Origin of the sequence: Amycolatopsis sp. DG1A-15b (genome assembly GCF_030285645.1) — a bacterium.
Taxonomy (GTDB): domain Bacteria; phylum Actinomycetota; class Actinomycetes; order Mycobacteriales; family Pseudonocardiaceae; genus Amycolatopsis.
The window spans coordinates 9,797,857-9,823,585 of record NZ_CP127296.1 but is presented as its reverse complement, the minus strand read 5'-3'; the positions used below and the strand labels follow the sequence as shown (position 1 = coordinate 9,823,585).

Here is a 25,729-nt window from a genome sequence, read left to right as displayed (position 1 = left end):
TCGCGGCGGCCTTCGGCCATTTCAGTACGGCAGCTTGCCCTGCGCGACGCCCGCGAGAGTGGTTTCCAGCTGCTTCCGGATGTACTGCCAGAGCCCACCGCCCAGCGAAATCCTCGCCACCCCCAGATCGGCGAGGCCGTCCAGACCGGGGCTGCCCGGCCACGCGGCCGTGTTGACCGCACCCCCGGTTCCCCGCACGAACTCCGCGATCAGCTCCGGCGTCCGGAGGTGGATCGGGTAGACGCAGTCGGCGCCTGCTTCGAGGTAGGCCTTCGCCCGGGCGACGCCTGCTTCGAGCGCTTCTTTCGGATCCACGCCGCGGAAGGAGTCGACCCGGGCGTTGATCAGCAGGCCGTCGCCCGCCGCCGCGCGGAGGGCGGCGATCCGGGCCGCCTGCTCGTCGACCGGCCGGACGTCGCCGGTCGCGTGGTCGGTGTCCTCGAAGTTGCAGCCGACGGCGCCGGCGTCGAGCAGCCGGCCCGCCAGTTCGGCGCCGGACAGGCCGTAGCCCGACTCGGCGTCGACGGTGACCGGGACGCCGACCGCCTTCGCGATCCGCGCGGCGGCGGCGAACATCTCGGCCGCGGGCGCCTGCTCGCCGTCGGGGAAGCCGAGCGCGGCCGCCACGGCGACCGAGCTGGTCGCGATGGCGGGGAACCCGGCGGCCTCGACGAGCTTCGCGGTGTCGGCGTCCCAGGCGTTCGGCAGCACCAGCGGCTTGCCGGGGACGTGCAACGCCCTGAGCGCGGCGGCGGTCACGCGTCCCGCTTCGGCAACGGCGTGTGGCTGGTGATGGTCATCCGGTTCCAGCTGTTGATGGCGATGATCTCCCACGCGACCGCTTTGTACTGGTCCTCGGTGAACACCTTCGCGGCCTGCTCGTAGACGTCGTCGGGCACGGCCTGCGTCGCGGACAGCTTGGTCATCGCTTCGGTGAGGGCGAGGGCGGCCTGCTCCTGCTCGGTGAACAGGTCGGTCTCGCGCCAGCCGTCGAGCACGAACAGCCGCCGCGGCGACTCGCCCAGCTCGAGCGCGTCGCGGGAGTGCATGTCGAGGCAGTACGCGCAGCCGTTGATCTGCGACGCGCGGGTCTTCACCAGTTCCAGCAGCTTGGGGTCGAGCCCCGCGTTGGCGCCGGCCTTGTTCACTTCGGCCTGCAGGTTCGCCATCGCCTGGTACAGCTCGGGAGCGCCCCCGAGCCCGATTCGCTTGGTCATGCCGTCCACGCTAGTGCGAACTGGTCCACGGGTATGGTCCAGTCACATGACGGAATCGTGGTCCAGTTCCGGGCTCGACGTCCACCTCGGCTGGCAGCCTTCGACGGGCCGGAGCGGGCTCGCGGCGGCGATCCGCGCGGCCATCCGGGACGGCCGGTGGCAGGCGGGCGCGGCGGTGCCCTCCACCCGGTCGCTGGCCCACGACCTCGGGGTCGCCCGCGGGACGGTCACGCGCGTGTACGCCGATCTCGCCGCCGAGGGGTACCTGCGCACGGCCCAAGGCGCGCCGACCCGGGTGGCGACGGCGGGTTCGCTGCCCCAGTCCGCGCCGCGGCAGGTCCCGCGCGACCCGGCGCCGCGCTGGGACCTGCGGCCGGGCCGGCCGGACCTGACGGCGTTCCCGCGGCAGGCGTGGCTCACCGCCACCCGCCGGGCCCTGCTGCGGACGCCGGCGTCGGCGTTCGGCTACGAGTCGGAGCTGGGCGCGCCGGAGCTGCGCGACACCCTCGCCGGCTACCTGGCCCGAGCCCGCGGGGTGGTCGCCGACCCGGCGCGGATCGTGGTGTGCCACGGGTATTCGCACGCCATCGCGGTGGTGTCCCGGGCGCTTTCCGGCCTGGGCGTCGGCGAGATGGCGTTCGAGAACCCTTCGCTGGGCATGTACCGGTCGATCGCGGCGGCGCAGGGCCCGCGGATCGTCGGCGTGGACGTCGACGGGCACGGCCTCGACGTGTCCGCTTTGGACAGTCCGGCGGTGGTCGTGACCCCGGCGCACCAGTACCCCACCGGCGTCACGCTGGCCCCGCCGCGCCGGGCGGCGCTGGCCCGCTGGGCGAGCGAGTCGGGGGCGTTCGTGCTCGAGGACGACTACGACGGCGAGTTCCGCTTCGACCGCCAGCAGGTCGGGGCGTTGCAGGCGCTCGCGCCGGAGCGGGTGGTGTACGCGGGTACGGCCAGCAAGACGCTCGCCCCGGCTCTCCGGCTCGCGTGGCTGGTCCTGCCGCGGTCGCTGGTGGAGCCGGTCCGCGCGGCGATCGCCGACAGCGGCTCGCGTCCGGCGGTGCTGAACCAGCTGGCGCTGGCCGAGCTGATCGACTCGGGTGCCTACGACCGGCACGTCCGCCGCAGCCGCGCGGAGTACCGCTCGCGCCGCACCCGGCTGTTGGCGGCGCTGCCGGATTCCGTGCGCCCGCACGGCATCGCGGCGGGCCTGCACCTGCTGCTGATGCTCCCCCCGGACGGCCCATCGGAGGCCACGGCGCTGGCGGCCTGCCACCGCCGCGCGATCGGCATCGAGGGCCTGGCCGGCCACTGGATGACCCCCGACGGCCCCGGCGGCCTGATCGTCGGCTACGCGGCCACCCCGAAGCACGCCTTCGCCGGCGCAACCCGAAACCTGGTGGAGGCCCTAGCCGAAATCACCCCCTGACCCACCCCGCCACCCCAAGTCCCGCCCCAACAACACGAGCCCCGCCCCCAATCACGCGAGTTCCGCCCCCAATCACACGAGTCCCGCGCCCAATCACGCGAGTTCCGTCCCCAATCACGCCAATCCCGCCCCCAATCACGCGAACCGACCGCCCGCCTACGTGAGTCGACCCTCCAATCACGCGAGTCGACCTCCCAATCACGTGTGATGCACCTCCAATCACACGCGCTGCCCCCTCAATCACGCATGAGGGCCGCCCCATCCCGAGCGATACCCCGCCAAGCACGTGATGTCCGCGGGCCGCCCCACCGGAGCGGCCCGCGACCACCGTCAGAACCAGCAGTCCGGCCGGACCCGCAGCAGTTCCGTGCGCAGCACCGGCGTGCCGTCGACCGGCGCGGGGTCCTCCGCGGTCGGCTGGATCCCGCCGGCCGCGACCTTGTCCAGGGTCTTCAACCCTTCCGCACCGACCGTGCCGAACACCGTGTAGTTCGGCCGCAGCGCGGAATCGCCGTACACGACGAAGAACTGCGAACCATTCGTGTCCGGCCCCGCGTTGGCCATGGCGAGCAGGCCGCGCGCGTAGACGCGCCGGGCGCCGGTCGGGTCGGTCGGCGCCGGCGGCAGGTCCACCGGCAATTCGTCCTTGTACTTGTAGCCCGGCCCGCCCTCGCCGGTCGCCGTCGGGTCACCGCACTGCAGCACCTTCAACGTCGGGTACGCGGTCAGCCGGTGGCACACCGTGTGGTCGTAGAACCGGTGCCGGGCCAGGTGCAGGAAGCTCTGCACGGTGCACGGCGCCTTCGCGCGGTCCAGCCGCAGCGGCAGCGCGCCCTGGCTGGTCGGGATGGCGACGTCGACCTTGCCGTGGCTCGGCGTGTGCCGCGGGTCGGGCGGCAGCGGCACCGGCCGCGCGGGCGGTTCGTCCGGGGTTTCGGTGTACTGGCAGGGCCCGTGGGTCGTTTTCGACGGTGGCGCGTCGGCCGCCGTGGCGACGCCGTTCCCGGCCACGAACAACGCGCCCGCCGCCAGCGCGGTGAGAAGTGTCTTCTTCATTCTGCACGCCCTCCCAGTGATCGCCCGGTTCCGGAGCGCCCCGCAGTCTAGGGCCCGCCACCGACAGCCAGAACCCGCGAAAGTCGCCCCTGTCAGTCCATCGGGTGAACCTCGGCGCCCGCACCCCGGAAATTGTCGGACCCCCGGCGCACGATGGTCAGCACGCGGCAAAGCGCCGTCCGGCGAAGGAGGCACGACATGACGAGAACCGTTGGCACAGCAGGAATCCGGCAGCTTCTGCAGGCGGCGCTGAGGTTCCTGCGCGCCGTACCGGGGGCCGGCCGGAGGACACCGGACGCCGCAGTCGTAGCGCCGCGGCAACGGAAAGCGGTGAGCGAGCGCCCCCGCCACGACCGGTCAAGAGCCGCGCCGGAAAGACGCCAGCGCGATCAGGAAGGTCAGCACGATTCCCGCGGCGATGGCGAACACCGCCGCCCGGATCCCGCTGCCGGTCGCGAGCCGCAGCATCTCGTCGTCCAGCCCGTGAGCGCCGGCGGTGGTGTTGGCGATGAGGACGAGCACCGCGAGCCCGGCCGCCGCACCCACGCCGGAACCGGTGGTGACGATCCCCGAGGCGACACCCTGCCGGTGGGCGGGCACCCCCGTCGCCGCGGCGATGTACATGGCCGTGAAGACCATCCCGTCGCCGATGCTGACCGCGATCAGACCGGGCACCAGCCCGGCGTACGAGCCGTCCGGCGTGAGCGCGAACCCGAGCAAGCACGTGCCCACGGCGCCGGTGGCGAGCGCGCCGAGCAGGGTGCGCCGCATCCCCATCCGGGTCACCACGGAGCCGGCCAGCACCGAGCCGGTGACCACGACCACGGTCGGCAGCAGGAACCCGAGCCCGGTGGCCAGGGCGTCGTAGCCCCACACGTCCTGGAAGTAGATCGACATGAAGTACAGCAGCGATCCGAAGGTGGCCGTGAACATGAACGCGACCACCAAGGCCAGAACGAGGCCCGGGGTGCGCGGCAGGCCGCGGGGCAGCAGCGGGTCCGCGCTGTGCCGCTCGATCACCGCGAAGGCCCCGAGCAGCAAGGCTCCCGCGGCCAGGGCGGCCACGATCCCGGGCGAACCCCACCCCGCATCGGGCCCACGGACCAGCGCGAACGCCAGCGAGGTCACCGCGCCGGTGACGCTGAGCGTGCCGGCCAGGTCGAATCGCCGTCGCACCTCGGGCCGCCGGTCGGCGGCGATGAGCGCGAACGCCGGCACGATCGCGAAACCGGCCAGCGGAACGTTGACGAAGAACACCGCCCGCCACCCGAGACCCTGCGTGAGCACGCCTCCCAGCAGCACGCCGATGACCAGGCCGGCGGCCCCGGCTCCGCCCCACACGCTCAGCGCGCGGTTGCGGTCGCGTCCCTCGGCGAAGGTCGTGTTGATGATGGCCAGGGTGCTGGGAAAGACCAGCGCGCCGCCCAGGCCCTGAAGCGCGCGGCCGGCGAGCTGCCACAGCGGCACCGTGGCCAGTCCCCCGATCACCGAAGCGACCGCGTAAAGCGCCAGCCCGGCCACCAGCATCCGGCGCCGGCCGAGCAGGTCCGCGGCCCGCCCGCCGAACAGGAGGAACCCGCTGGAGGCGATCGCGTACGTGCTGATCACCGCCTGGAGGGTCTGGGCCGAGTACCCCAGGTCCCGGCCGATCTCGGGCAACGCGACCACGACGATGTACTGGTCGAGGGAAACGATCAGCATCGCGAACGCCAGCAACGCCAGTAGCGCGCCGCGGCTGCCGTGGCGCACCACCGCCGACTCCACGGAGGTCAGCCTCGGTTCGAACAGCATGAGTGCCTCCCGCTCGTCGCCACTGGTCGATGCTGAACTGTACGCCTCAGTTCATATGAACTCAACAGTTCAGTTCAGGCGGCCGGTATGCTGCGTGCATGACGGACACGCGACGGCGCACGCCCACCGGCGAGCGCGCCGACCTCAAGCGCCGGGCGATCGTGGAGGCCGCGCGCGAGGTTTTCCTCGCTCGCGGTTTCGAAGCCGGGATCGACGTCATCGCGCACCGGGCCGACGTGTCGAAGGTGACGATCTACAACCACTTCGGCAGCAAGAACGAGTTGTTCCACGCCGTCATCCACGACGCCCTCAAGGAGGCACTCCAGCAGTCGACGTCGGCTCTCGAGCAGAGCCTGGCCGAATCCGAGGACATCCGGGAAATCCTCGTGCAGACAGCGCGGGGATGGGTGGCCGGGATGGCGCAGCCCCGGGTGCTCGCGCTGCGCGCGCTCGTCGCGAGCGAAGCACAGCGGTTCCCCGAGCTCGGCCAGGCGTGGAAAGCCAACGGCCCGGACCTGACGTCCGCCATCCTGACCCAGGAGTTCCGCAAGCGGATCGAGGGCGGCGAGCTCGACATCCCCGACATCGAGCTGGCACTGATCCAGCTCTACGCCCTCGTCCTCTACCCCCACTTCACCCACGCCGCCTACGGCGAGCAGATCGGAGAGAAGCGCACCGACGACCTCATCGGCCGTGGCGTGGACATGTTCCTCGCCTACTACTCGGCCAAAGGACGAAGCGCACCGCCGGACGCTTGCGCTAGCTCCGCAAGTCCGTGATCAGTTCGTCGGCCGCGGCGAACGGATCGAGCTCGCGCGCCACGACCCGCTCGGCGACCCCGGCGAGCCGTCCCCCGCCGCGCAGGTCGACGAGCTCGGCCCGCAACCGCCGGAGGGCGATGGCCTCGACCTCGTCGCGGGCCCTGGCCACCCGGCGCCGGCCCAGCTCGTCGTGCTCGACCAGCCAGGCGTGGTGCGCGGCCAGTGCTTGCACGACCTCGTCCACTCCCTCGCCCTTCGCCGCGACGGTCCGCACGATCGGCTGGCGCCAGCTCGGTCCGCGGATCTCCCGCCGGGCAAGCGAAATCATCTGCTTGAGGTCGTGCACCGTGGCGTCGGCGCCTTCGCGGTCTGCCTTGTTGACGACGAAGACGTCGGCGATCTCCAGCACGCCGGCCTTCGCGGCCTGGATGCCGTCGCCCATGCCCGGGGCGAGCAGCACCACCGTGGTGTCGGCCAGTTTCACGACGTCCACTTCGGACTGTCCGACGCCGACGGTCTCGATCAGCACTACGTCGAAGCCGGCCGCGTCCAGCACGCGCACCGCTTGCGGGGTCGCCCACGAGAGCCCGCCGAGGTGCCCGCGTGTGGCCATCGAGCGGATGAACACGCCGGGGTCGGTGGCGTGCTCGGTCATCCGGATCCGGTCGCCCAGCAGTGCTCCGCCCGAAAACGGCGACGACGGGTCGATGGCGAGGACCCCGACCCGCTTGCCTTCCGCGCGTAACGCGGTGAGCAGCGCCGACGTCGAAGTCGACTTGCCGACACCGGGCGGTCCGGTGAGCCCGACGACGCGGGCTCGCCCGGTGTGCGGGGTCAGCGCCCGCGCGATCTCCGCGACGCGGGGGTGGGCGTCCTCGACGAGCGACAGCAGCCGCGCGACGGCGCGGGGTTGCCCGTCCCGCGCGCGGCCGACGAGGTCGTCGAGGTCGAGTGGGCCGGCCACTTACGCGGACGGCACCCGCAGCAGCAGGGCGTCGCCCTGGCCGCCGCCACCGCACAAGGCAGCCGCGCCGAGCCCGCCGCCGCGGCGGCGCAGCTCGTGGATCAGGTGCACGGCGAGCCGGGCACCGGAGGCGCCGATCGGGTGGCCGAGGGCGATCGCGCCGCCGTTGACGTTGACCTTCTCGGGGTCGAGGCCGAGCTTCTCGGTCGAGACGAGCCCGACCGCGGCGAAGGCTTCGTTGATCTCGACGAGGTCGAGCGCGTCGGCGGTCAGGTTCGCCTTCGCCAGCGCGGCGAGGATGGCGTTCGACGGCTGCTCGTGCAGGCTCGCGTCGGGCCCGGCGACGACACCGTGCGCGCCGATTTCGGCGAGCGGCGTGATGCCGAGCTCCTCGGCCTTCGCCTTGCTGGCCACGATGACCGCGGCTGCGCCGTCGGAGATCTGCGAGGCCGAGCCCGCGGTGATGGTGCCGTCGGAGGCGAAGGCGGGGCGCAGCTTGGCGAGGCCTTCGGCGGTGGTGTCGGCGCGGACGCCCTCGTCGGTGTCGAAGACGACCGGGTCGCCCTTGCGCTGCGGGATGGAGACCGGCGCGATCTCGTCGGCGAAGTAGCCGTTCTTGATCGCCTCGGCGGCGCGCTGGTGGGAGCGGGCGGAGAACGCGTCCTGCTGCTCGCGGGTGACGCCGTAGCGGGAGTTGTACTTCTCCGTCGAGGAGCCCATGGCGACCTGGTCGAAGGCGCAGAAGAGACCGTCGTAGGCCATGTGGTCGACGAGGGTGGTGTCGCCGTACTTGAAGCCGGAGCGGGACTTCGGCAGCAGGTGCGGCGCCTGGGTCATCGACTCCTGGCCGCCGGCGACGACGAGGTCGAACTCGCCGGCGCGGATGAGCTGGTCGGCGAGCGCGATGGCGTCGAGGCCGGAGAGGCAGACCTTGTTGATCGTCAGCGCGGGCACGCTCATCGGGATGCCCGCGGCGACCGCGGCCTGGCGGGCCGGGATCTGGCCGGCGCCGGCGGTCAGCACCTGGCCCATGATCGTGTACTGGACCGCGTCCGGGGAAACCCCGGCGCGCTCGAGGGCCGCCTTGATCGCGACCCCGCCCAGCTGAGCGCCCGTGAAGTCCTTGAGGGAGCCCAGCAGGCGCCCGATCGGCGTACGGGCGGCACCCAGGATCACGGAACCGGACACGGCGTCCTCCAAGCATCGGCGCATGGGCAGTTTTCCCGACCATACCCGGGAGCAGGGCTTCTTGATGGAGCCAGTGTGAGGCGGGGCACGCGACGATTCCGCCTCGCCGCGGCGCGCGAGCCCCCTATCCTGCGTCCATGAATGACGCCCTGCGGCCGTTCGTGACGGCCATCGACCACGTCGGCATCGCGGTCCCGGACCTGGACGCGGCCATCGAGTTCCACCGCGCGCACTTCGGCCTGGAGGTCGCGCACGAAGAGGTGAACGAGGAGCAGGGGGTACGCGAGGCGATGCTGCGCGCCCCGGGCACGGCGGGCACGGAGACGCAGATCCAGCTGCTGGCCCCGCTGCGCGAAGACTCGGCGATCGGCAAGTTCCTGACGAAGAGCGGCCCGGGGCTGCAGCAGCTGGCCTACCGCGTGTCCGATGTGGACGCCGCGGCCGCGGCCCTGCGCGAAAAGGGCCTGCGCATGCTGTACGAGGCGGCGAAGAGGGGCACCTCCAACAGCCGGGTGAACTTCGTCCACCCGAAGGACGCGGGCGGAGTACTGGTGGAGCTGGTGGAACCGGCAAAGGACGCACCGGCGCACTGAGCTCGGCCGACCCGTTCGGCCGCAAGCACTCCGCCGGCGGTTCGGCGCCGAGCCGCGCGCCCACGCCAAGAATCGGGCGGGTGGGCGGCCGGTCCGAGCCGGGCGGACGGGCGGCGAATACACCGGCGAGCGCCGGCCGCTGGCGGGGCGGGGTAGGCGCGGGCACGCCTAAGCACGCACGTGCCCGACGGCCAAGAGTCCACTGGCGCAGGCGCGCGCTCGGCGAGCCAGGCGCACCCCGGCTGGCCAAGGGGGCACGACCAGCCCAGCGGACGCAACCCGGCCAAGCCCGCGCGCCCCAGCCCGAGCCCGGGCGCCCCGCCTGAGCCCACGGCCCAGCCCAGCTCTGCCCGCGACCCAGCCAAACCCGCGCGCCCAGCCCGAGCCCACGCCCCCAGGCCAGCTCAGCCCAGGCCCGGCCAAACTCGCTCGCCCAGCCCGAGCCCGCGCGCCCAGCCGAACCCGCGGCCCCAACCCAGCTCAGCCCGCAACCCAGCCAAACCCGCGCGCCCAGCCCAAGCCCACGCCCCCAGCCCGGTCCAGCTCAGCCCACGCCCGGCCAAACCCGCGCGCCCAGCCCGAGCCCGCGCGCCCAGCCGAACCCGCGCGCCCAGCCGAACCCGCGGCCCCAACCCAGCTCAGCCCGCAACCCAGCCAAACCCGCGCCCCCAGCCCAGCTCAGCCCGCGCCCGGCCAAACCCGCTCGCCCCACCGAGCCCGCGCCCAGCCCGGCCCCGCGCCCCAGCCAAGCCCGCGCGCCCCCACGCCGAAGCGAGCCGGGCTAAGCGGGGGCGGCCTTGGAGGCCAAGGCGTCGGCGATGAACGTCAACTCGCCGTCGAACTCCGCGGGGAGGTCGTCTTCCGAATGGCGGGCCGTTGCGTGGCGGTGGCTCACTGCGCGGGCCAGCAAGCCCGACGCCCGGTCCACGTCGGCCGATGGCAACCCGCCGCCCGTTGCCGCCATGATCACCGCTCGGACCTGGCGGACCAAGACCTGGAAGCGGTCGTGCAGCGCGTCGCGGACCACGTGGTGGGTGTCGGCCTCGCGCCACAACAGGTGGGAGAGCCCCAGCGATCTGCTGAACCGGTGGTCCAGTTCGCGGACCAGGCGGCGCAGGCTGGCCGCCAGGTCGCCCGGGACCACCACCCCCGCCGGCTCGATGCGCTCGTCGGGCAACCTTGCGACGAGCGCCGTGAGCAAGTCCGACTTGTGGCGGAAGTAGTAGTGCACCAGCCCCTTCGGCACGCCCGCCTGCTCCGCTATGCGCGAGGTCGGGGTGGCGTCGAAGCCGGACTCGGCGAAGAGCGCCTCGGCGGCGCGCAGGATGCGCTCCTTCGCCGAATCCTCGGTCATTCCCGTGCCTCCTCCGTCAGTGCTGCCCGGCCGTGCGGTGCGCGGCGTTCGCGACCGGCATCGCTGCCGCGCCGGCGATGACCGTCAGCACCCCGGCGATCCAGGACGTCCAGGATGCGCCGTTGAACTCCGTGTACCCCATCACCCACGGCGCGATGAAGAGCAGCACGCCGAGCGCGATCTGGATGCCTTCGCCGTAGACCATGCCCGGCATCGCCAGCGAAACCAGGCCGTCGAGTGCGATCAGCGCGCCCAGGACGACCATCGTCCACATCGCGGTCGTGTCCGTGCTCAGCCAAAGGGGTGAAAGAGCGGCGACCACCCCGATGACGACCTCGGCCCAGTCATGGGGCCGGGTCCACGCGCGCGTAGAGACTTCACTCATTCGTGCTCACCTCCGTCGGTGAAACTGCTGGTCGGGTGGGTGTACCCAGCGCCGATGATCCGCTTGACTGGCCAACCGGTCAAGGGCGGCCCCGCACGGTTCGGCGTGTAATCGTGCTGTCCGTCTCGTACAGTTGTGGTCGCGTGTTACCGGCGAGTAATTTCTGCCGCCAACGCCCCCATCTCCGCGGAGGAACCGATGACGCAGCTCGGCGAGATCCAGCAGGCCATCCTGACCGGCGAGTTCGGCGCGGTCGGCTCGTTGCCCGTCCCCGAGAGCTACCGCGGGGTGACCGTGCACGCCGACGAGGTCGACATGTTCGAGGGCCTCGAGAGCCGGGACAAGGACCCCCGCAAGTCACTGCACGTCGACGACGTCCCGGTGCCGGAGCTCGGGCCCGGTGAAGCGCTGGTCGCGGTGATGGCGAGCGCCATCAACTACAACACCGTGTGGACGTCGATCTTCGAACCGATCCCGACGTTCAAGTTCCTGAAGAAGTACGGGAAGCTCTCGCCGCTGGCCAAGCGGCACGACCTGCCGTACCACGTCGTCGGCTCGGACCTGTCCGGCGTCGTGCTGCGGACCGGCGTCGGCGTCCACAACTGGAAGCCGGGTGACGAGGTCGTCGCGCACTGCCTGAACGTCGAGCTCGAGAGCCCGGACGGGCACAACGACACGATGCTCGACACCGAGCAGCGGATCTGGGGCTTCGAGACCAACTTCGGCGGCCTCGCCGAGATCGCGCTGGTCAAGGCCAACCAGCTGATGCCGAAGCCGGACCACCTGACCTGGGAAGAGGCCGCCTCCCCCGGGCTGGTCAACTCGACCGCCTACCGCCAGCTCGTCTCGCGCAACGGCGCCGACATGAAGCAGGGCGACGTCGTCCTGATCTGGGGCGCTTCGGGCGGCCTCGGCTCCTACGCGACGCAGTACGCGCTGAACGGCGGCGCCATCCCCGTGTGCGTCGTGTCCAGCCCCGAGAAGGCGGCGATCTGCCGGAAGCTCGGCGCCGAGCTGATCATCGACCGCAGCGCCGAGGGCTACAAGTTCTGGAAGAACGACGCCGAGCAGGACCCGAAGGAGTGGCAGCGCTTCGGGGCGAGGATCCGCGAGCTGACCGGCGGCGAGGACCCGGACATCGTCTTCGAGCACCCGGGCCGGGAGACCTTTGGCGCGTCCGTCTACGCCGCGCGCAAGGGCGGCACGATCGTCACGTGCGCTTCGACGTCGGGGTACATGCACCAGTACGACAACCGCTACCTGTGGATGAACCTGAAGCGGATCATCGGCTCCCACTTCGCGAACTACCGCGAGTCGTGGGAGGCGAACCGGCTGATCGCGAAGGGGCTGATCCACCCGACGCTGTCGAAGACCTACTCGCTCGAGGAAACCGGGCAGGCCGCGCTGGACGTGCACCGCAACGCCCACCAGGGCAAGGTCGGCGTGCTCGCGCTCGCCCCGCAGGAAGGCCTCGGCGTCCGAAACGAAGAGAAGCGCGCGAAGCACCTCGCCGGCATCAACGCGTTCCGCGGCGCCTGAACCACTTCCACGCCGGGAGCGGCCCCGCTCCCGGCGTCGGGAACCCCCGGAAAACCGCCCGATTCCGGCGGTTCCTTTCACCGCGGCAGACGACGCGTTCGGCGCACCGCCCGGGTGCTCACCCTTCCGTGACCCGGCTGCGGCTACGGTAGGCCCCATGAGCCTTGGCGATGAACGGGAGCTTGTGCCGCTGGGAGCCGGCTTCGACGTGGCGAAGCGCGGGTACAGCCGAGCGCAGGTCGACGAGCACCTCGAACGGCTGGACGCCGACCTGAAGATGCTCACCGCGGATCGGGACGCCGCCATCGCGCAGGCGGGCGACCTCGCCCGCCAGCTGGAGATCGCGCGCGGCGAGATCGCGGACCTGCGCGGGCAGGTCGACCGGCTGGCCCAGCCGCCGACGAGCGTCGAAGGCCTGTCCGAACGGCTGCAGCGCATGTTGCGCCTGGCGCAGGACGAATCCGCCGACACCCGCGCCCGCGCCGAAGCCGAGGCCGGGCACATCCGGGCCAAGGCCGAGACGGACGCGAGCGCCATGCGCGCCCGCTACGAGCAGCTGCTCACCGAGCTCGACCTGCGGCGCAAGGAGATGGAGGCGGAGCACCGCAAGGTGCTCGAGGACGCCCGCGCGGAGGCCAAGAAGATCACCGACGAGGCCGAGGCGGAGCGCAAGCGCCTCGACACCGAGTCCTCGGACCGCCGCACCAAGGTCGAAGAGGACTTCGAGATCGCGATGGCCTCGCGCCGCACCGAGGCGATGCGGGTGCTGGCCGAGCAGGAGGCGGCGAGCAAGGCCGAAGCCGCGCGGCGCGTCCAGGAAGCCACGCAGGACGCCGCCGACATCCGCGCGAAGGTCCTCGAAGAGGAGAAGGCCGCGAAGGCCGACATCGACCGCCGTCAGCGGGAGTCGGTCGCGGAGGCGAACAAGCGCCGTCAGGACTCGATCACCGAGGCCAACGCCCGGCTCGCGGAGGCCGCCGACGAGGCGCGGCGCCGCGTGACGTCGGCCACGGAGGAATCCAACCGGCGGATCACCCAGGCGAACGAGCGGGTCGACGCGCTGCGCAAGGTGCGCGGCGGGCTGGCCGAGCAGGTGCGCGCGGCGCGGGCGGTGCTGGCCGAGGCGCACACCGTCCTCGGCGACGACGTGAAGGTGCCCGCCGAGGTCAAGACCGACCTGGTCACGGACGAGAAGCCGGACGCGGTGGACGACACCGAGAAGACGGTCCGGGTCTCCGACGTCGAGGAGACGATCCGGATCCGCGTCTCCGACGTGCCGAAGCCGAAGCCCGGGGCCAAGCCTGCGGCCAAACCGGCTCCGAAACCCGCCTCCAAACCGGCGGCGAAGCCGGCTCCCCGGGCAAGCGGAGCGCAGAAAGCGACTGGCGAGTAACCTTCCACCCGACACGGGCGCGGACGAGCCTGCACGGCCGGTACCGACCGGCTATCGTCCCTGCTCACGCGGGATCACCTGGAGGTTTTGCGCATGGGTGCGGCATATCGGACCGTGGTGGTGGGCACGGACGGCTCGGAGTCCTCGTTCGCGGCGGTGGACCGCGCGGCGGCGGTGGCCGGCGACGCGGGCGCCACGCTCGTCATCGCGTGTGCGTACTACCCGGCGAGCAAGTCCGACGTCGACAAGGCCCAGGACGTCCTCGGCGAGGAGGCCTACCAGGTCGTCGGCTCGGCACCGGCCGAGGACACGCTGCAGTCGGCACGGGACCGGGCGACGCGCGCGGGTGCGGAGAAGATCGACACCGTCGCGGTGAAGGGCGACCCGGTCGACTCGCTGCGCAAGGTCGTGCACGAGCGCGAGGCCGACCTGCTGGTGGTCGGCAACCGCGGGCTGAACACGATCGCCGGCCGGATCCTGGGCTCGGTGCCGTCCGAGGTGGCCCGCAAGTCCGGCGTGGACGTGCTCATCGTCCACACGACCTGACGTGACCGATCCGAGCGAGGAGCTTCAGCAGCGGCTCGAACGCGTCCTGCTCGGCGGCAGGCGGAAGTACACCCGGCTCGAAGTGGCGGAGAAGGCCGGCGTGCCCGACGAGCGGTCACGCCGGCTCTGGCGCGCGCTGGGGTTCGCGACCGTGCGCGACGACGAGGTCGTCTTCACCGACGCGGACGTCGAGGCGATGCGGACCGCCGATCAGCTGGTGCAGTCGGGGCTGATCGACCCGAGCATCGAGGTCTCGGTGACGCGCGCGCTCGGCCAGCACCTGTCGCGGCTGGCCGAGTGGCAGGTCGACATGCTCTGGGAGCTGATCAAGCAGCAGCCGGAGCTGGGCCGCAGCGAACGCCAGGTGACCCGCCTGGTCGACGGGCTGCTGCCGGAGCTGGAGCGGGTGCAGAACTTCGTCTGGCGCCGCCACCTGGCGGCGTACGCGGGGCGGGCGTTCGCGGCCTCGGACGAGCACCTGGAGACCCGCACCGAGGTGGTCGGGTTCGTCGACATGGTGGGCTACACGCGGCTGACGCGCCAGATCGGCGAGGACGAGCTGAGCCGGGTCCTCGACGCGTTCGAGACCGTGGCGACGGAGGTGATCGCCGAGCACCACGGCCGGGTGGTGAAGATGATCGGCGACGAGGTCCTGTTCGTGGCGGACGCCCCGGTCGACGCGGCGGAGATCGCCTTGACGCTGACCGAGCGCACCTCGGCGGACGAGACGTTGCCGGCGGTCCGCGCGGGCATGGCCTCGGGCCGGATCCTGTCGCGGTTCGGCGACGTGTACGGCTCGGTGGTCAACCTGGCGGCCCGCCTGACCTCGGTGGCCCGCCCGGGCACGATCCTGGTCGACCGCGAGCTGGCCGCGGAGCTGGCGGAGGAGAAGGCGTACGAGCTGCGCGCCCGCAGGCCGGTGACGGTCCGGGGCTACAACCGCCTCCGCCCGGCCGCGCTGCGCCGGGCGAGCGAAGCCCCGACGGGGATGTTCGCCAGTTCCCAGCAACTGGCGGCGGAGATGCTGGGCCTGGCGGGGCCGGAGGAGCGCGGCCCGCAGCCGGAGGACCAGGTGACGGAGATCCCGGAGCCGAGGCCCCGTCGCCGGCGGCGCCGCAAGCTCTGATCAGGCGTCGAAGTCCACCGTGAGCGTCTCCGAGACCGGGTACGACTGGCACGTCAGCACGAACCCCGCCGCGATCTCCGCCTCCTCCAGCGCGAAGTTGCGCCGCAGGTCCACCTTTCCCTCCGTCACGCGCGCGCGGCACGTCCCGCACACCCCGCCCTTGCAGGCGAACGGCAGGTCCGGGCGGAACTTCTGCGCCCCGTCGAGCACCGATGACGAGCGCGGCAACGTCATCGGGGTCGACCGGCCGTCCAGGATCACCGATACCTCGGACGACTCGCCCGCCACCGCCGGGTCGAGGTGTTCCACCGGGGCCGGCGGGGTGTCCACGTAGAACAGCTCCTGGTGGATGCGCTCCCGCGGCACGTCCAGGGACGCCAGCAGCTCCTGTGCTCCCGACACCATCTCGAACGGGCCGCACAGCCACCAGTGGTCCACCGAAGACACCGGCACCAAAGTGGAAAACAGCGTGCGCAGCTTCGGGACGTCCAGGCGGCCCGTGAACAGCTCCGCCTCGCGGGGCTCGCGCGACAGCACGTGGATCAGCTCGAGCCGCGAAGGCGCGCTGTCCTTCAGGTCCGCCAGCTCGTCCGCGAACATCACCGTGTCCGTGCGGCGGTTTCCGTACAGCACCGTCACCGTTGCCGTCGACGAGCGCAGCAGCGAGGACACGATCGACAGCACCGGCGTGATGCCCGAACCCGCCGCGATCAGGACGTGGTGGCCGCCCTCCGAGAGGTCCGGGGTGAACGAACCCGTCGGCGGGGCCACCTCGATCGTGTCGCCCGGGCGGACTTCGTTCACCAGCCACGACGAGAAAAAGCCGTCCGGGACCAGGCGGACGCCCACCCGCGGTGGCGCGCCCGCCGGGGCGCAGATCGAGTACGACCGGCGCTCGTCGCGCCCGTCGATCGAGCGCCGCAACGTCAAGGACTGGCCGGCCTTGAAGGCGTACTCGGACGCCAGCGACGAAGGCACGTCGAACGTCACCGCGACCGCGTCGTCGCACAGCCGCTCGACCCCGGCCACCGTCAACTCGTGGAACCGCGCCACCTAAATCTCCTTGACGTGTTCGAACGGCTCGAGGCACGCGCGGCAGCGCCGCAGCGCCTTGCACGCCGTCGCGCCGAACCGGGACTGCTCTTCGGTGTCCGGGGAACCGCAGTGCGGGCAGCGGACCCGCGTCGCCGGCGCCGACAGCGTCAGCGGGATCGGGCCCGATCGCCGCGGTGCCGCACCCGGCGGGGCGATCCCGGCCGCGGCCAGTTTCTCCCGCCCCGACGGCGAAATCCAATCCGACGTCCACGCCGGTGACAGCTGCGTCCGGATCTCGACGTCCTCGAAGCCCGCCGAAACCAGCGCGTGCTCCAGGTCGTCGCGCATGGTGTCCATCGCCGGGCAGCCCGTGTACGTCGGCGTGATCGCGACGACCACGCGCCCTTCGGACTCGGACACCGAGCGCAGCACGCCCAGGTCCGCCAGGGTCAGCATCGGCAGCTCGGGGTCGGTGACCGTGGCGGCCACGGCCTCGGCGGTCACCATCGAGCGTCCGGCATCGCCCGGGCCACGCTCTGCAGCTCCGCCAGCAGGAACCCCATCTGCTCGGTGTGGACGCCGTCGCGGCCCGTCCGGCCCGAGACGCCCGCCAGCTCACCGGCCGAAGGCACCGAAAGCGTCGCGGCGGACAATGCCTGGTCGAGGACGAGATCGAACTCCGACCGCAGCGAAGCCGCGTCCACGAACTCCGTGGGGTGCGTGCGGAACAGCTCCCCCACGTACGGCCAGACCTCGTCCAGCCCCTCCTGCATCCGCGAGTGCGACAACGGCGTCCCGTCGCCGAGGCGGACCAGCCACTGCGCCGCGTAGTCGCGGTGGTAGGTCACCTCCTTGACGCCCTTGTCCGCGATCGCCGCCAGTACCGGGTCCACCGACGTCTCCGCCGACGTGCTCTTTCCCGCGGAGGCGGCATCGGACTCGAGCCGCTGCAGCAGCGCCAGCCGCCACGTCGAGAACACGAACAGGCGCGCGATCAGGTGCCCGAAGTGGCCGCCGCCCAGCTCCGCGAGCCGGACGTTGCGGAACTCGTGCTCCGCACGGAGGAAGGCGAGCGAGTCCTCCGAACGGCCGGAGCCGTCGGCCTTCCCGGCCCGCGCCAGCAGCAACCGCGCCTGGCCCAGCAGGTCCAGGGCGATGTTGGCGATGGCGACCTCGTCCTCCAGCTCGGGCGCGTTGGTGCACCACTCCTGCAGCCGGTGGGAGAAGATCAGCGCGTCGTCACCCAGCATCAGGCAGTACGCGGCCAGCCGCCCGGCGTCCACCCCGGACGGCACCGAAGTGTCCACTCCGGACAGTGGGTCGTCGAAGCCGGTGCCGAACGCCCAGCGGGCGTCGTTCTCCTCGGTGATGGCCTCGTACACGTTGTCGAAACTCATATGTGCGGCACATCCTCGGGGATGTCGTAGAACGTCGGGTGCCGGTACACCTTGTCGCCGCTGGGCGCGAAGAACGGGTCCTTCTCGTCCGGCGACGACGCCGTGATGTCCGCCGCGCGCACGACCCAGATCGACACGCCTTCGTTGCGGCGCGTGTAGAGGTCGCGCGCGTGGTGCAGCGCCATCTGGTCGTCGGCCGCGTGCAGCGACCCGACGTGCACGTGGTTCAGGCCGCGCTTGCCGCGGACGAACACCTCGTACAACGGCCAGTCGTGCTTGATCGGGCCCGGAGCCGCGGGGACGCCTTCCAGGGGGACGGCGCCGTGGCCGCCTTCGGCCGTCAGGTCGGTCACTTGTACTCCTTCTTCCCGGCGTGCGCGACGGCGGCTTCCCGCACCCAAGCGCCGTCTTCGTGGGCGCGGCGCCGGTGCGCGATCCGCGAAGCGTTGCAGGGCCCGTTGCCCTTCAGCACGTTCTTGAACTCGTCCCAGTCCACCGCGCCGAAGTCGTAGTGGCCGCGCTCGGCATTCCACTTCAGAGCAGGGTCCGGGAACGTGACGCCGAGGGCTTCGGCCTGCGGCACCGACATGTCCACGAACCGCTGCCGCAGCTCGTCGTTCGTGTGGCGCTTGATCTTCCACGCCATCGACTGCGCGGTGTTCGGCGAATCGGCGTCCGGCGGCCCGAACATCATCAGCGACGGCCACCACCAGCGGTTCACGGCCTCCTGGACCATTTCCCGCTGCTGTTCGGTGCCCTTCATCATGGTCATCAGCAGCTCGTAGCCCTGCCGCTGGTGGAAGGACTCCTCCTTGCAGATCCGGATCATCGCCCGCGCGTACGGCCCGTACGACGACCGGCACAGCGGCACCTGGTTGCAGATCGCCGCGCCGTCGACCAGCCAGCCGATCACGCCGACGTCGGCGAAGGTCAGCGTCGGGTAGTTGAAGATCGACGAGTACTTCTGCCGTCCGGTGATCAGCTTGTCGGTCAGGTCCGCGCGGTCCGCGCCCAGCGTCGCCGCGGCCGAGTACAGGTAGAGGCCGTGGCCGGCCTCGTCCTGCACCTTGGCCAGCAGGATCGCCTTGCGCCGCAGCGACGGCGCCCGGGTGATCCAGTTGCCTTCGGGCTGCATGCCGATGATCTCCGAGTGCGCGTGCTGCGCGATCTGCCGGATCATCGTCTTGCGGTAGCCCTCGGGCACCCAGTCGCGCGGCTCGATGCGCTGGTCGCGCTCGATCGTGTGCTCGAAGTGCGCTTCGAGAGCGGGTTCGGCCACGGCGGTCACGGCTGCTCCTTCGAAACCAGCGTCAGGACGTCGTACTTGGCCACGGACTCGCCGTCGGCGTTGGTGACGTCGGCGTCCCAGCGGACCTCGCCGTACTCCTGGTCGATCCGCGGGGTGATCTGCTTCGCGGTCAGCGTCACCGTCAGCGAGTCGCCGACCTTGACCGGGGTGAGGAAGCGGAGGTTCTCCAGGCCGTAGTTGGCCAGCACCGGGCCCGGCTCGGGCGAGACGAACAACCCTGCCGCGAACGAGACGACCAGGTACCCGTGCGCGACGATCCCGCCGAACAGCGGGTTCGCGGCCGCCGCTTCGGGGTCGGTGTGGGCGTAGAACGTGTCGCCGGTGAACTCGGCGAAGTGGTCGACGTCCTCCTGGGTGACCGTGCGCGGCCCGGCGACGACGGAGTCACCGATCTTCAGCTCGGCCAGGGACTTCCGGAACGGGTGGACGTCACCTTCGGTGCGCGGCGCGCCGGTGACCCAGCGGCCGGTGACGGCGCTGAGCACGGCGGGCGAACCCTGCACAGCGGTGCGCTGCATGTGGTGCAGGACCCCGCGGATGCCGCCCATTTCCTCGCCGCCGCCCGCGCGGCCCGGGCCGCCGTGGACCAGCTGCGGCATCGGCGAGCCGTGCCCGGTGGACTCCTTCGCGTCCTCGGCGTCGAGCACCAGCAGCCGGCCGTGGAACGGCGCCGCGCCCAGGACGACCTCGCGGACGAACTCCTTGTCCGCGCTGACGATCGACCCGGCGAGGCTGCCGCCGCCGCGCGCGGCGAAATCGACGACCTGTTCGGTGGACGTGTACGGCATCAGCGTCGAGACCGGGCCGAACGCCTCGACCTCGTGCGGCTCGGTTCGTTCCGGGTCGGCCTTGAGCAGCACCGGCGAGATGAAGGCGCCGCGCTCGGCGTCGGCGTCCACGACCTCGACGCGCTCGGGGTCGCCGAACACGACGCTCCCGGCGTCCAGCAGCGCCTTCAGCGACCGCCGGACCTCCTCGCGCTGCTCCAGGCTGGCCAGCGCGCCCATCCGGACGCCTTCGGCCGTGGGGTTGCCGACGGTCACCTTCGCGAGCCGCGCGGAAGCGGCCTCGGCGACGTCGTCCAGCAAGGCGGCGGGGACGAACGCGCGGCGGATCGCGGTGCACTTCTGGCCGGCCTTGACCGTCATCTCCGTGGTCAGCTGCTTGACGAAGAGGTCGAACTCGGCCGTCCCGCGCACCGCGTCCGGGCCGAGGATCGAGCAGTTCAGCGAGTCGGCCTCGGCGTTGAACCGGACGGCGTTGCGGATGATCACCGGGTGCGCCCGCAGCTTCTGGGCGGTCGACGCCGAGCCGGTGAAGGACACCAGGTCCTGCGCGGTGACGTGGTCCAGGAGGTCGCCGACGCTGCCGGCGACGAACTGCAGCGACCCCTCGGGCAGGATCCCCGACTCGATGATCAGCTCGACCAGCCGCGCGGTCAGGTAGGCCGTCGAGCTGGCCGGCTTCACCAGGGTCGGGACCCCGGCCAGGAACGCGGGCGCGAACTTCTCCAGCGGACCCCACACCGGGAAGTTGAACGCGTTGATCTGGACGGCGACGCCGCGCAGCGGGGTCGCGATGTGCTGGGCGACGAACGTGCCCCCGCGCGAGAGCGGCTCGACGGCACCCTCGACGTAGACGGTGTCGTTCGGCAGCTCGCGCTTGCCCTTCGAGCCGTAGCTGAACAGGACGCCGATGCCGCCGTCGATGTCGAACTTCGAGTCACCCAGGGTCGCGCCGGTGCGAGCGGAGAGTGCGTAGAGCTCTTCGCGGTGCTCGCGCAGGTGCGAGGCCAGGGCCTTGAGCAGGGCCGCACGCTGGTGGAACGTCAGCTCGCGCAGCGCCGGGCCACCGACCGTGCGGCCGTATGCCAGCGCCGCCGCGAAGTCGACACCCGCCGAGGAGATCCGCGCGACCTCCTCGCCCGTGGCCGCGTCGTGCAACGGGACGCCTTCGTCCGCCGCCGTGTGCCAGCTCCCGGAGACGTAGCTGCGCAGCAGTGCCATCAGGTCCCTCTCGCCGAATTACCTACCGGACGTTCAGTTAATCGCATGGTAGCCGCCGCACTCGAAGATCGGAAGACCTCGACGCTTGACACGGCCCCGACCACTGCCTTTACTGACGACACCGCGAGGTGACCGTCCATTCGGTCAGTGGGGACGGAGAGCAGATGACCAACGCCGCGCACACCATGTTCGCCGCCGACGAGGCGTCCCGCGCGCTGGGCATCGAACTCGTCGAAGCGGGCGAAGGCCGGGCCGTGGCGACCATGACGATCACGCGCGCGATGGTCAACGGCCACGACATCGCCCACGGCGGGTACGTCTTCCTCCTGGCCGACACGGCGTTCGCCTGCGCCTGCAACACCCACGGCCCGGTGACGGTCGCGGCGGGCGCGGAGATCTCCTTCGTCGCGGCCGGCCGGCTGGGTGACCACCTCGTCGCCACGGCCACCGAGCGCACCCGCTACGGCCGCAACGGCATCTACGACGTCACCGTGCACCGGGAGACCCCCGCCGGGCCCGAGGTCGTCGCCGAATTCCGCGGCCGCAGCCGCGTCCTCTCCGCGAAACGGGACCGACCATGATCGAGACGGACATCGGCGCCGACGAGCTGGCCGCCCTCCAGCTGGAACGTCTGCAGTGGACACTCCGGCACGCCTACGCGAACGTGCCCGCCTACACGCGGAAGTTCGACGAAGCCGGCGTCCACCCGGACGACTGCAAGGAACTCGCCGACCTGGCCAAGTTCCCGTTCACCACCAAGCAGGACCTGCGCGAGAACTACCCGTTCGGGATGTTCGCCGTGCCGCAGGACCAGGTGCGGCGCATCCACGCCTCCAGCGGCACCACCGGCAAGGCCACCGTCGTCGGGTACACCGAGCGGGACATCGACACCTGGGCGACGGTGATGGCCCGCTCGATCCACGCCGCCGGCGGGCGGCCGGGGCACAAGGTGCACGTCGCCTACGGCTACGGGCTGTTCACCGGCGGCCTCGGCGCGCACTACGGCGCCGAGAAGCTGGGCTGCACGGTGATCCCGGCCTCGGGCGGGATGACCGCGCGGCAGGTGCAGCTGATCACCGACTTCCGGCCCGAGGTCATCATGGTGACGCCGTCGTACATGCTGACGCTGCTCGACGAGTTCGAGCGCCAGGGCGTCGACCCGCGGGCGAGCTCGCTGAAGGTCGGCATCTTCGGCGCCGAGCCGTGGACCGAGCAGATGCGCACCGAGATCGAGGAGCGGTTCGCGCTCGACGCCGTCGACATCTACGGGCTGTCGGAGGTGATGGGCCCGGGTGTCGCGCAGGAGTGCGTCGAGACGAAGGACGGCCTGCACATCTGGGAGGACCACTTCTACCCCGAGGTGATCGACCCGTACTCCGAGGAGGTCCTGGGCGGCGGCGAGACCGGCGAACTGGTGTTCACGTCCCTGACCAAGCAGGCACTGCCGATCATCCGCTACCGCACCCGCGACCTGACCGAGCTGAACCCGGGCACCGCACGGCCGGCCTTCCGGCGGATGGCCAAGGTGACCGGCCGGACCGACGACCTGATCATCCTGCGCGGGGTCAACGTCTTCCCCACCCAGATCGAAGAGATCGTGCTGCGGACGGCCGGGCTGAGCCCGCACTTCCAGCTCGTCCGGTCCACGCGCGGCCGGCTCGACCACCTGACCGTGCGGGTCGAGGCCCGCCACGACGCTTCCGGCGACGACCGGTCGCGCGCGGCTTCGGAGCTGGTCACCGGCGTGAAGGACGGTGTCGGCGTGACGGTGTCGGTGGACGTCGTCGACCCGGACACCCTGGAGCGGTCCATGGGCAAGATGCGGCGGATCGTGGACCAGCGGGACAAGCCGTGACGGCCCCGCGGCGCGGGCGGCCCGGCTACGACCTCGAATCACTGCTGCAGGTGGCGGTGAAGCTGTTCAACGAGCGCGGCTACGACGGCACGAGCATGGAGGACCTCTCCCGCAAGCTCGGCATCACGAAGTCGGCGATCTACCACCACGTGCCGAGCAAGGAGGAACTGCTGCGGCTGGCGGTGGACCGGGCCCTGGACGGGCTGTTCGAGGTGGCCTCGGCGACGGCTCAGCTCGACGGGCGGGCGATCGACCGGCTGGAACACCTGGTGCGCGGCAGCGTGCTGGTGCTGGCGGACCGGCTGCCGTTCGTGACGTTGCTGCTGCGCGTGCGCGGCAACACGAAGGTGGAGCGGGCGGCGCTGGCGCGGCGGCGCGAATTCGACCGGCTGGTGACGGACCTGGTGAAGCAGGCCGAAGCGGAAGGCGACGTCCGCCCGGACGTCGACCCGGCGGTGACCGCGCGGCTGGTGTTCGGCATGGTGAACTCGCTGATCGAGTGGTACAAGCCGCGGCGCGGGTCGGCGGCGGCCGAGGTCGCGGACGCGGTGTGCAAGGTGGCCTTCGAGGGCCTGCGCACCGGGTCGTGAGGGGTCAGTCCTCCGCGATCTGCGGTGGACGGCCCGCCTGCCACAGCAACGCCTCGCGCAGCTGGCCGATGAGCCGCTCGTCGTCCGCTTCGGACGGATCGATGCCCAGCGGGATCCAGCGCTCGGACACCTTCTCGCCCCGGTCGTAGCCGGAGATCACGATGCCCGAGTACGACAGGGACGCTTCGTCCGCGCAGTCGCCGTCCGGAAGCGGCTCGTCCGCTTCGAATTCCTCGTCGAAGCTGACGTGGCGATGCTGCAGGCGGACGCTCACCCAGCGCCCGGCCGGCCGGATCGGCGCGCCTTCGTCGTTCATCTGCTCCTACCCCCGGTCCGGGCCCCCTGCCGTCTCGTCGCATCCGGGCGCCGCGGAGTTACCGGCGGGTTGTTCCGGTTGCGTAACGACAAAGGTTGGCGCGAAACACCCCGGGCCCGCCACCGGAGTCACTCTTTTGACAATGGGTCAACTACTTGTTGACAGCGTGCCGATCCCCCGCGAGGCTGAGCGGATGACCAGTGGGACCCGGCCCCGGCGCCGCCGGCTCGAACCGGCCGAACGGCGGGCGGAGATCCTCGCCGCCGCCCGGCACCTGTTCGGGGCGGGCAGCTACGCCTCGGTGTCCACTTCGGACATCGCCGAGGCCGCCGGGGTGGCGCGCCCGCTGATCAACCACTACTTCGGCGGGAAGCGCGAGCTGTACCTGGAAGTGGTGCGGCAGCTGATGATCGTGCCCGCGCCGGTCACCGAAGCGCTGCCGGACACCACGATGGAGCAGCGGCTGGCGATCGGCGTCGAACGGTGGATCGAAGTCGTGGACCGCAACCGCGACGCCTGGCTGACCGTGATCGGGCCGGAGTCGGCCGGGCGCGACCCCGAGATCGAGCGGATCATGCTGGAGGCCGACGAGATCGCCGCCGACCGGGTCCTGGAAGCCGCGCTGATGACCGGCGTGACCGAAGGCCGCGAAGAGCTGCGGGCGATGATCCGGTCGTTCGGCGGGATGCTGCGCGCGGCGTCGCGGGAGTGGCTGATCCGCGGCACGCTGGACCGCGCGGCGCTGCGCACCTTCCTCACCGATTCGCTGCTCAACCTGCTGAAGATCACCTACCCGGCGGTCCTCGCCGAGCGGCGCGGAAGCGACGGGCGAACGCCGCCGGTGTCATCCCGGTCCAGCGCTTGAACGCGTGGATGAAGCTCGACGCTTCGGCATACCCGAGCCGGTAGGCGACGTCCTCGACCGACAGCACGCCGGTGTCCAGGAGCTCTTCGGCGAGCGTCTGGCGGACCTCGTCGACCAGCGCCCGGTAACTCGTGCCGGCCTCGGTCAGGCGCCGGCGCAGGGTGCGGGTGCTGAGCGTCAGCTGGCGGGCGATTTCGTCCATGCCGGCGTCGACGCCGCCGAGCCGGACCAGGCGTTCCCGCACCTGCTGCGAAATGCCCGAACGCTGCCGGCGCCGGGCGACGAGCGCTTCGCACTGGGCGGCGCACAGGGCCACGGTCTGGTCGTTGGCCTGCGGCAGCGGCCGGCTCAGCAACGCCGGGTCGAGGGTCGCGCGGCAGCCGTCGGCGCCGAAACGCGGCGGTACGCCGAACGCGGCCAGGTAATCCTCCGGCGTGGACGTTTCGTGCCGGAAGGCCAGCTCGTCCAGCACGATCTCGGGCAGGAGGTCACGCATGACGGCGAAGATCGCGGCCAGGTCGCGCAGGACGAGGAAACGGGCGACGTCGGCGGGCACGCGGCTGTCGTCGAGCTCCAGCGTCAGCCGGTCGGCGCCGAGGACGACGTGCGGGATGCAGAAGGCGAAGCTCAGGTCGAAGTAGCGGAGGGCGAAGAGCATCGCGTCGCGCAACGTCGGGCTGCTGATGCAGGCGAAGCCGAAGATGCCGAAGGTGGTGACGCGGTAGCGGCGGCCCAGCTCCAGCGCCGTCGCGTCCGAGCCGTCCAGGCCGGCCAGCGCCCGGACGACGGCCAGCTCCTGGCGGGCGTCGACCTGGACGGCCGGGTCGGCGAGCAGTTCCGGCGTCAGCGTGGTCGCGGCGAGCAGCCGTTCGGCCGGCACGCCCCGTTCCGCCGCGAACCGGGTCATCAGCTCGATGCTCGCGGTGCCGCGCGGGAAGTCCCAGTCCCCGACGGCGGGCGCGGCGAGCTCGGCCATGGCCGGAATTCTGGATCACGACCGGAGAACGTGTCCAA

At 71.6% G+C, this 25,729-nt stretch carries 27 protein-coding genes; 11 read left to right on the top strand and 16 right to left on the bottom strand.

Annotation, left to right across the window (positions count from 1 at the left end; genetic code table 11):
• Positions 1-21 precede the first annotated feature (21 nt).
• A complete protein-coding gene (locus QRY02_RS45665; RefSeq protein ID WP_285988905.1) occupies positions 22-759 on the bottom strand; it encodes an isocitrate lyase/PEP mutase family protein in 738 nt (245 codons plus the stop codon).
• Positions 756-1,217 (bottom strand): carboxymuconolactone decarboxylase family protein, encoded by a 462-nt coding sequence (locus tag QRY02_RS45660; RefSeq protein ID WP_285988904.1) that lies wholly within the window; start codon positions 1,215-1,217, stop codon positions 756-758. Before QRY02_RS45660 ends, QRY02_RS45665 begins: the two co-directional genes overlap by 4 nt.
• Before the next feature lie 46 nt (positions 1,218-1,263).
• On the opposite strand from QRY02_RS45660, the gene pdxR reads away from it, so the two are divergent.
• Entirely contained in the window at positions 1,264-2,646 is a 1,383-nt protein-coding gene (gene pdxR / locus QRY02_RS45655; protein WP_285988903.1) for a MocR-like pyridoxine biosynthesis transcription factor PdxR, read from the top strand.
• 330 nt (positions 2,647-2,976) lie between these two features.
• Here the strand turns inward: pdxR and QRY02_RS45650 are convergent, their stop codons facing one another.
• Positions 2,977-3,702 (bottom strand): peptidylprolyl isomerase, encoded by a 726-nt coding sequence (locus QRY02_RS45650; protein WP_285988902.1) that lies wholly within the window; start codon positions 3,700-3,702, stop codon positions 2,977-2,979.
• Positions 3,703-4,059: 357 nt separating this feature from the next.
• Positions 4,060-5,493, bottom strand: a complete 1,434-nt coding sequence (locus QRY02_RS45645) for an MFS transporter (RefSeq protein ID WP_285988901.1) — start codon at positions 5,491-5,493, stop codon at positions 4,060-4,062.
• Positions 5,494-5,591: 98 nt separating this feature from the next.
• Here QRY02_RS45645 and QRY02_RS45640 point away from each other — a divergent pair, with 98 nt between their 5' ends.
• Positions 5,592-6,272, top strand: coding sequence for a TetR/AcrR family transcriptional regulator (locus QRY02_RS45640; protein WP_285988900.1), 681 nt, complete (start codon positions 5,592-5,594; stop codon positions 6,270-6,272).
• Here the strand turns inward: QRY02_RS45640 and meaB are convergent.
• On the bottom strand, positions 6,253-7,218 hold the full coding sequence (meaB, locus tag QRY02_RS45635; RefSeq protein ID WP_285988899.1) for a methylmalonyl Co-A mutase-associated GTPase MeaB: 966 nt from the start codon (positions 7,216-7,218) through the stop codon (positions 6,253-6,255). The genes QRY02_RS45640 and meaB overlap by 20 nt on opposite strands.
• A complete protein-coding gene (locus tag QRY02_RS45630; RefSeq protein ID WP_285988898.1) occupies positions 7,219-8,406 on the bottom strand; it encodes an acetyl-CoA C-acetyltransferase in 1,188 nt (395 codons plus the stop codon).
• 137 nt (positions 8,407-8,543) lie between these two features.
• Here QRY02_RS45630 and mce point away from each other — a divergent pair, with 137 nt between their 5' ends.
• The gene (gene mce, locus QRY02_RS45625; RefSeq protein ID WP_285988897.1) at positions 8,544-8,999 is read left to right on the top strand and encodes a methylmalonyl-CoA epimerase; all 456 of its coding nucleotides are present in this window, start codon (positions 8,544-8,546) and stop codon (positions 8,997-8,999) included.
• A gap of 781 nt (positions 9,000-9,780) precedes the next feature.
• On the opposite strand, the gene QRY02_RS45620 is transcribed toward mce, so the two are convergent.
• Both QRY02_RS45620 and QRY02_RS45615 read right to left on the bottom strand, forming a co-directional pair.
• Positions 9,781-10,353: a TetR/AcrR family transcriptional regulator gene (locus QRY02_RS45620; protein WP_285988896.1), complete on the bottom strand. Its 573-nt coding sequence runs from the start codon at positions 10,351-10,353 to the stop codon at positions 9,781-9,783.
• A 16-nt stretch (positions 10,354-10,369) separates the two neighbouring features.
• Entirely contained in the window at positions 10,370-10,738 is a 369-nt protein-coding gene (locus tag QRY02_RS45615; protein WP_071831581.1) for an SPW repeat domain-containing protein, read from the bottom strand.
• Positions 10,739-10,936: 198 nt separating this feature from the next.
• Between QRY02_RS45615 and ccrA the strand changes: the two genes are divergently transcribed.
• The 4 genes from ccrA to QRY02_RS45595 all read left to right on the top strand — a co-directional run bounded on the left by ccrA (position 10,937) and on the right by QRY02_RS45595 (position 15,342).
• Entirely contained in the window at positions 10,937-12,277 is a 1,341-nt protein-coding gene (ccrA, locus tag QRY02_RS45610; protein ID WP_285988895.1) for a crotonyl-CoA carboxylase/reductase, read from the top strand.
• A gap of 184 nt (positions 12,278-12,461) precedes the next feature.
• Complete coding sequence (locus QRY02_RS45605) at positions 12,462-13,670, top strand: coiled-coil domain-containing protein (protein ID WP_285994101.1); 1,209 nt, start codon at positions 12,462-12,464, stop codon at positions 13,668-13,670.
• A gap of 93 nt (positions 13,671-13,763) precedes the next feature.
• A complete protein-coding gene (locus QRY02_RS45600; RefSeq protein WP_285988894.1) occupies positions 13,764-14,216 on the top strand; it encodes a universal stress protein in 453 nt (150 codons plus the stop codon).
• Between the two features lies 1 nt (position 14,217).
• On the top strand, positions 14,218-15,342 hold the full coding sequence (locus tag QRY02_RS45595; protein WP_285988893.1) for an adenylate/guanylate cyclase domain-containing protein: 1,125 nt from the start codon (positions 14,218-14,220) through the stop codon (positions 15,340-15,342).
• Here the strand turns inward: QRY02_RS45595 and paaE are convergent, their stop codons facing one another.
• The 6 genes from paaE to paaZ all read right to left on the bottom strand — a co-directional run bounded on the left by paaE (position 15,343) and on the right by paaZ (position 21,089).
• Complete coding sequence (gene paaE, locus QRY02_RS45590) at positions 15,343-16,395, bottom strand: 1,2-phenylacetyl-CoA epoxidase subunit PaaE (RefSeq protein WP_285988892.1); 1,053 nt, start codon at positions 16,393-16,395, stop codon at positions 15,343-15,345. It abuts the gene before it with no gap.
• The gene (gene paaD / locus QRY02_RS45585) at positions 16,396-16,884 is read right to left on the bottom strand and encodes a 1,2-phenylacetyl-CoA epoxidase subunit PaaD (protein ID WP_285988891.1); all 489 of its coding nucleotides are present in this window, start codon (positions 16,882-16,884) and stop codon (positions 16,396-16,398) included.
• Positions 16,878-17,774, bottom strand: coding sequence for a 1,2-phenylacetyl-CoA epoxidase subunit PaaC (gene paaC, locus QRY02_RS45580; protein ID WP_285988890.1), 897 nt, complete (start codon positions 17,772-17,774; stop codon positions 16,878-16,880). Before paaC ends, paaD begins: the two co-directional genes overlap by 7 nt.
• Positions 17,771-18,055: a 1,2-phenylacetyl-CoA epoxidase subunit PaaB gene (paaB, locus tag QRY02_RS45575; protein WP_285994100.1), complete on the bottom strand. Its 285-nt coding sequence runs from the start codon at positions 18,053-18,055 to the stop codon at positions 17,771-17,773. The genes paaC and paaB overlap by 4 nt, the downstream gene beginning before the upstream one ends.
• Positions 18,056-18,123: 68 nt before the next feature.
• Positions 18,124-19,062 carry a 1,2-phenylacetyl-CoA epoxidase subunit PaaA gene (paaA, locus tag QRY02_RS45570; protein WP_285988889.1) on the bottom strand — a complete coding sequence of 313 codons (939 nt, stop codon included), beginning with the start codon at positions 19,060-19,062 and terminating at the stop codon, positions 18,124-18,126.
• Entirely contained in the window at positions 19,059-21,089 is a 2,031-nt protein-coding gene (paaZ, locus tag QRY02_RS45565) for a phenylacetic acid degradation bifunctional protein PaaZ (RefSeq protein WP_285988888.1), read from the bottom strand. Before paaZ ends, paaA begins: the two co-directional genes overlap by 4 nt.
• A 164-nt stretch (positions 21,090-21,253) precedes the next feature.
• Here paaZ and paaI point away from each other — a divergent pair, with 164 nt between their 5' ends.
• The 3 genes from paaI to QRY02_RS45550 are packed head-to-tail and all read left to right on the top strand — an operon-like array spanning position 21,254 to position 23,534.
• Positions 21,254-21,670: a hydroxyphenylacetyl-CoA thioesterase PaaI gene (paaI, locus tag QRY02_RS45560; RefSeq protein ID WP_285988887.1), complete on the top strand. Its 417-nt coding sequence runs from the start codon at positions 21,254-21,256 to the stop codon at positions 21,668-21,670.
• Positions 21,667-22,944 (top strand): phenylacetate--CoA ligase PaaK, encoded by a 1,278-nt coding sequence (paaK, locus tag QRY02_RS45555; protein ID WP_285988886.1) that lies wholly within the window; start codon positions 21,667-21,669, stop codon positions 22,942-22,944. The genes paaI and paaK overlap by 4 nt, the downstream gene beginning before the upstream one ends.
• A complete protein-coding gene (locus tag QRY02_RS45550; protein ID WP_285988885.1) occupies positions 22,941-23,534 on the top strand; it encodes a TetR/AcrR family transcriptional regulator in 594 nt (197 codons plus the stop codon). Before paaK ends, QRY02_RS45550 begins: the two co-directional genes overlap by 4 nt.
• Positions 23,535-23,538: 4 nt before the next feature.
• On the opposite strand, the gene QRY02_RS45545 is transcribed toward QRY02_RS45550, so the two are convergent.
• Complete coding sequence (locus QRY02_RS45545) at positions 23,539-23,850, bottom strand: hypothetical protein (protein WP_285988884.1); 312 nt, start codon at positions 23,848-23,850, stop codon at positions 23,539-23,541.
• A gap of 193 nt (positions 23,851-24,043) precedes the next feature.
• On the opposite strand from QRY02_RS45545, the gene QRY02_RS45540 reads away from it, so the two are divergent.
• Positions 24,044-24,715 (top strand): TetR/AcrR family transcriptional regulator, encoded by a 672-nt coding sequence (locus QRY02_RS45540; RefSeq protein WP_285988883.1) that lies wholly within the window; start codon positions 24,044-24,046, stop codon positions 24,713-24,715.
• On the opposite strand, the gene QRY02_RS45535 is transcribed toward QRY02_RS45540, so the two are convergent.
• Positions 24,636-25,691 carry an AraC family transcriptional regulator gene (locus tag QRY02_RS45535; protein WP_285988882.1) on the bottom strand — a complete coding sequence of 352 codons (1,056 nt, stop codon included), beginning with the start codon at positions 25,689-25,691 and terminating at the stop codon, positions 24,636-24,638. The genes QRY02_RS45540 and QRY02_RS45535 overlap by 80 nt on opposite strands.
• Between the last annotated feature and the right edge of the window lie 38 nt (positions 25,692-25,729).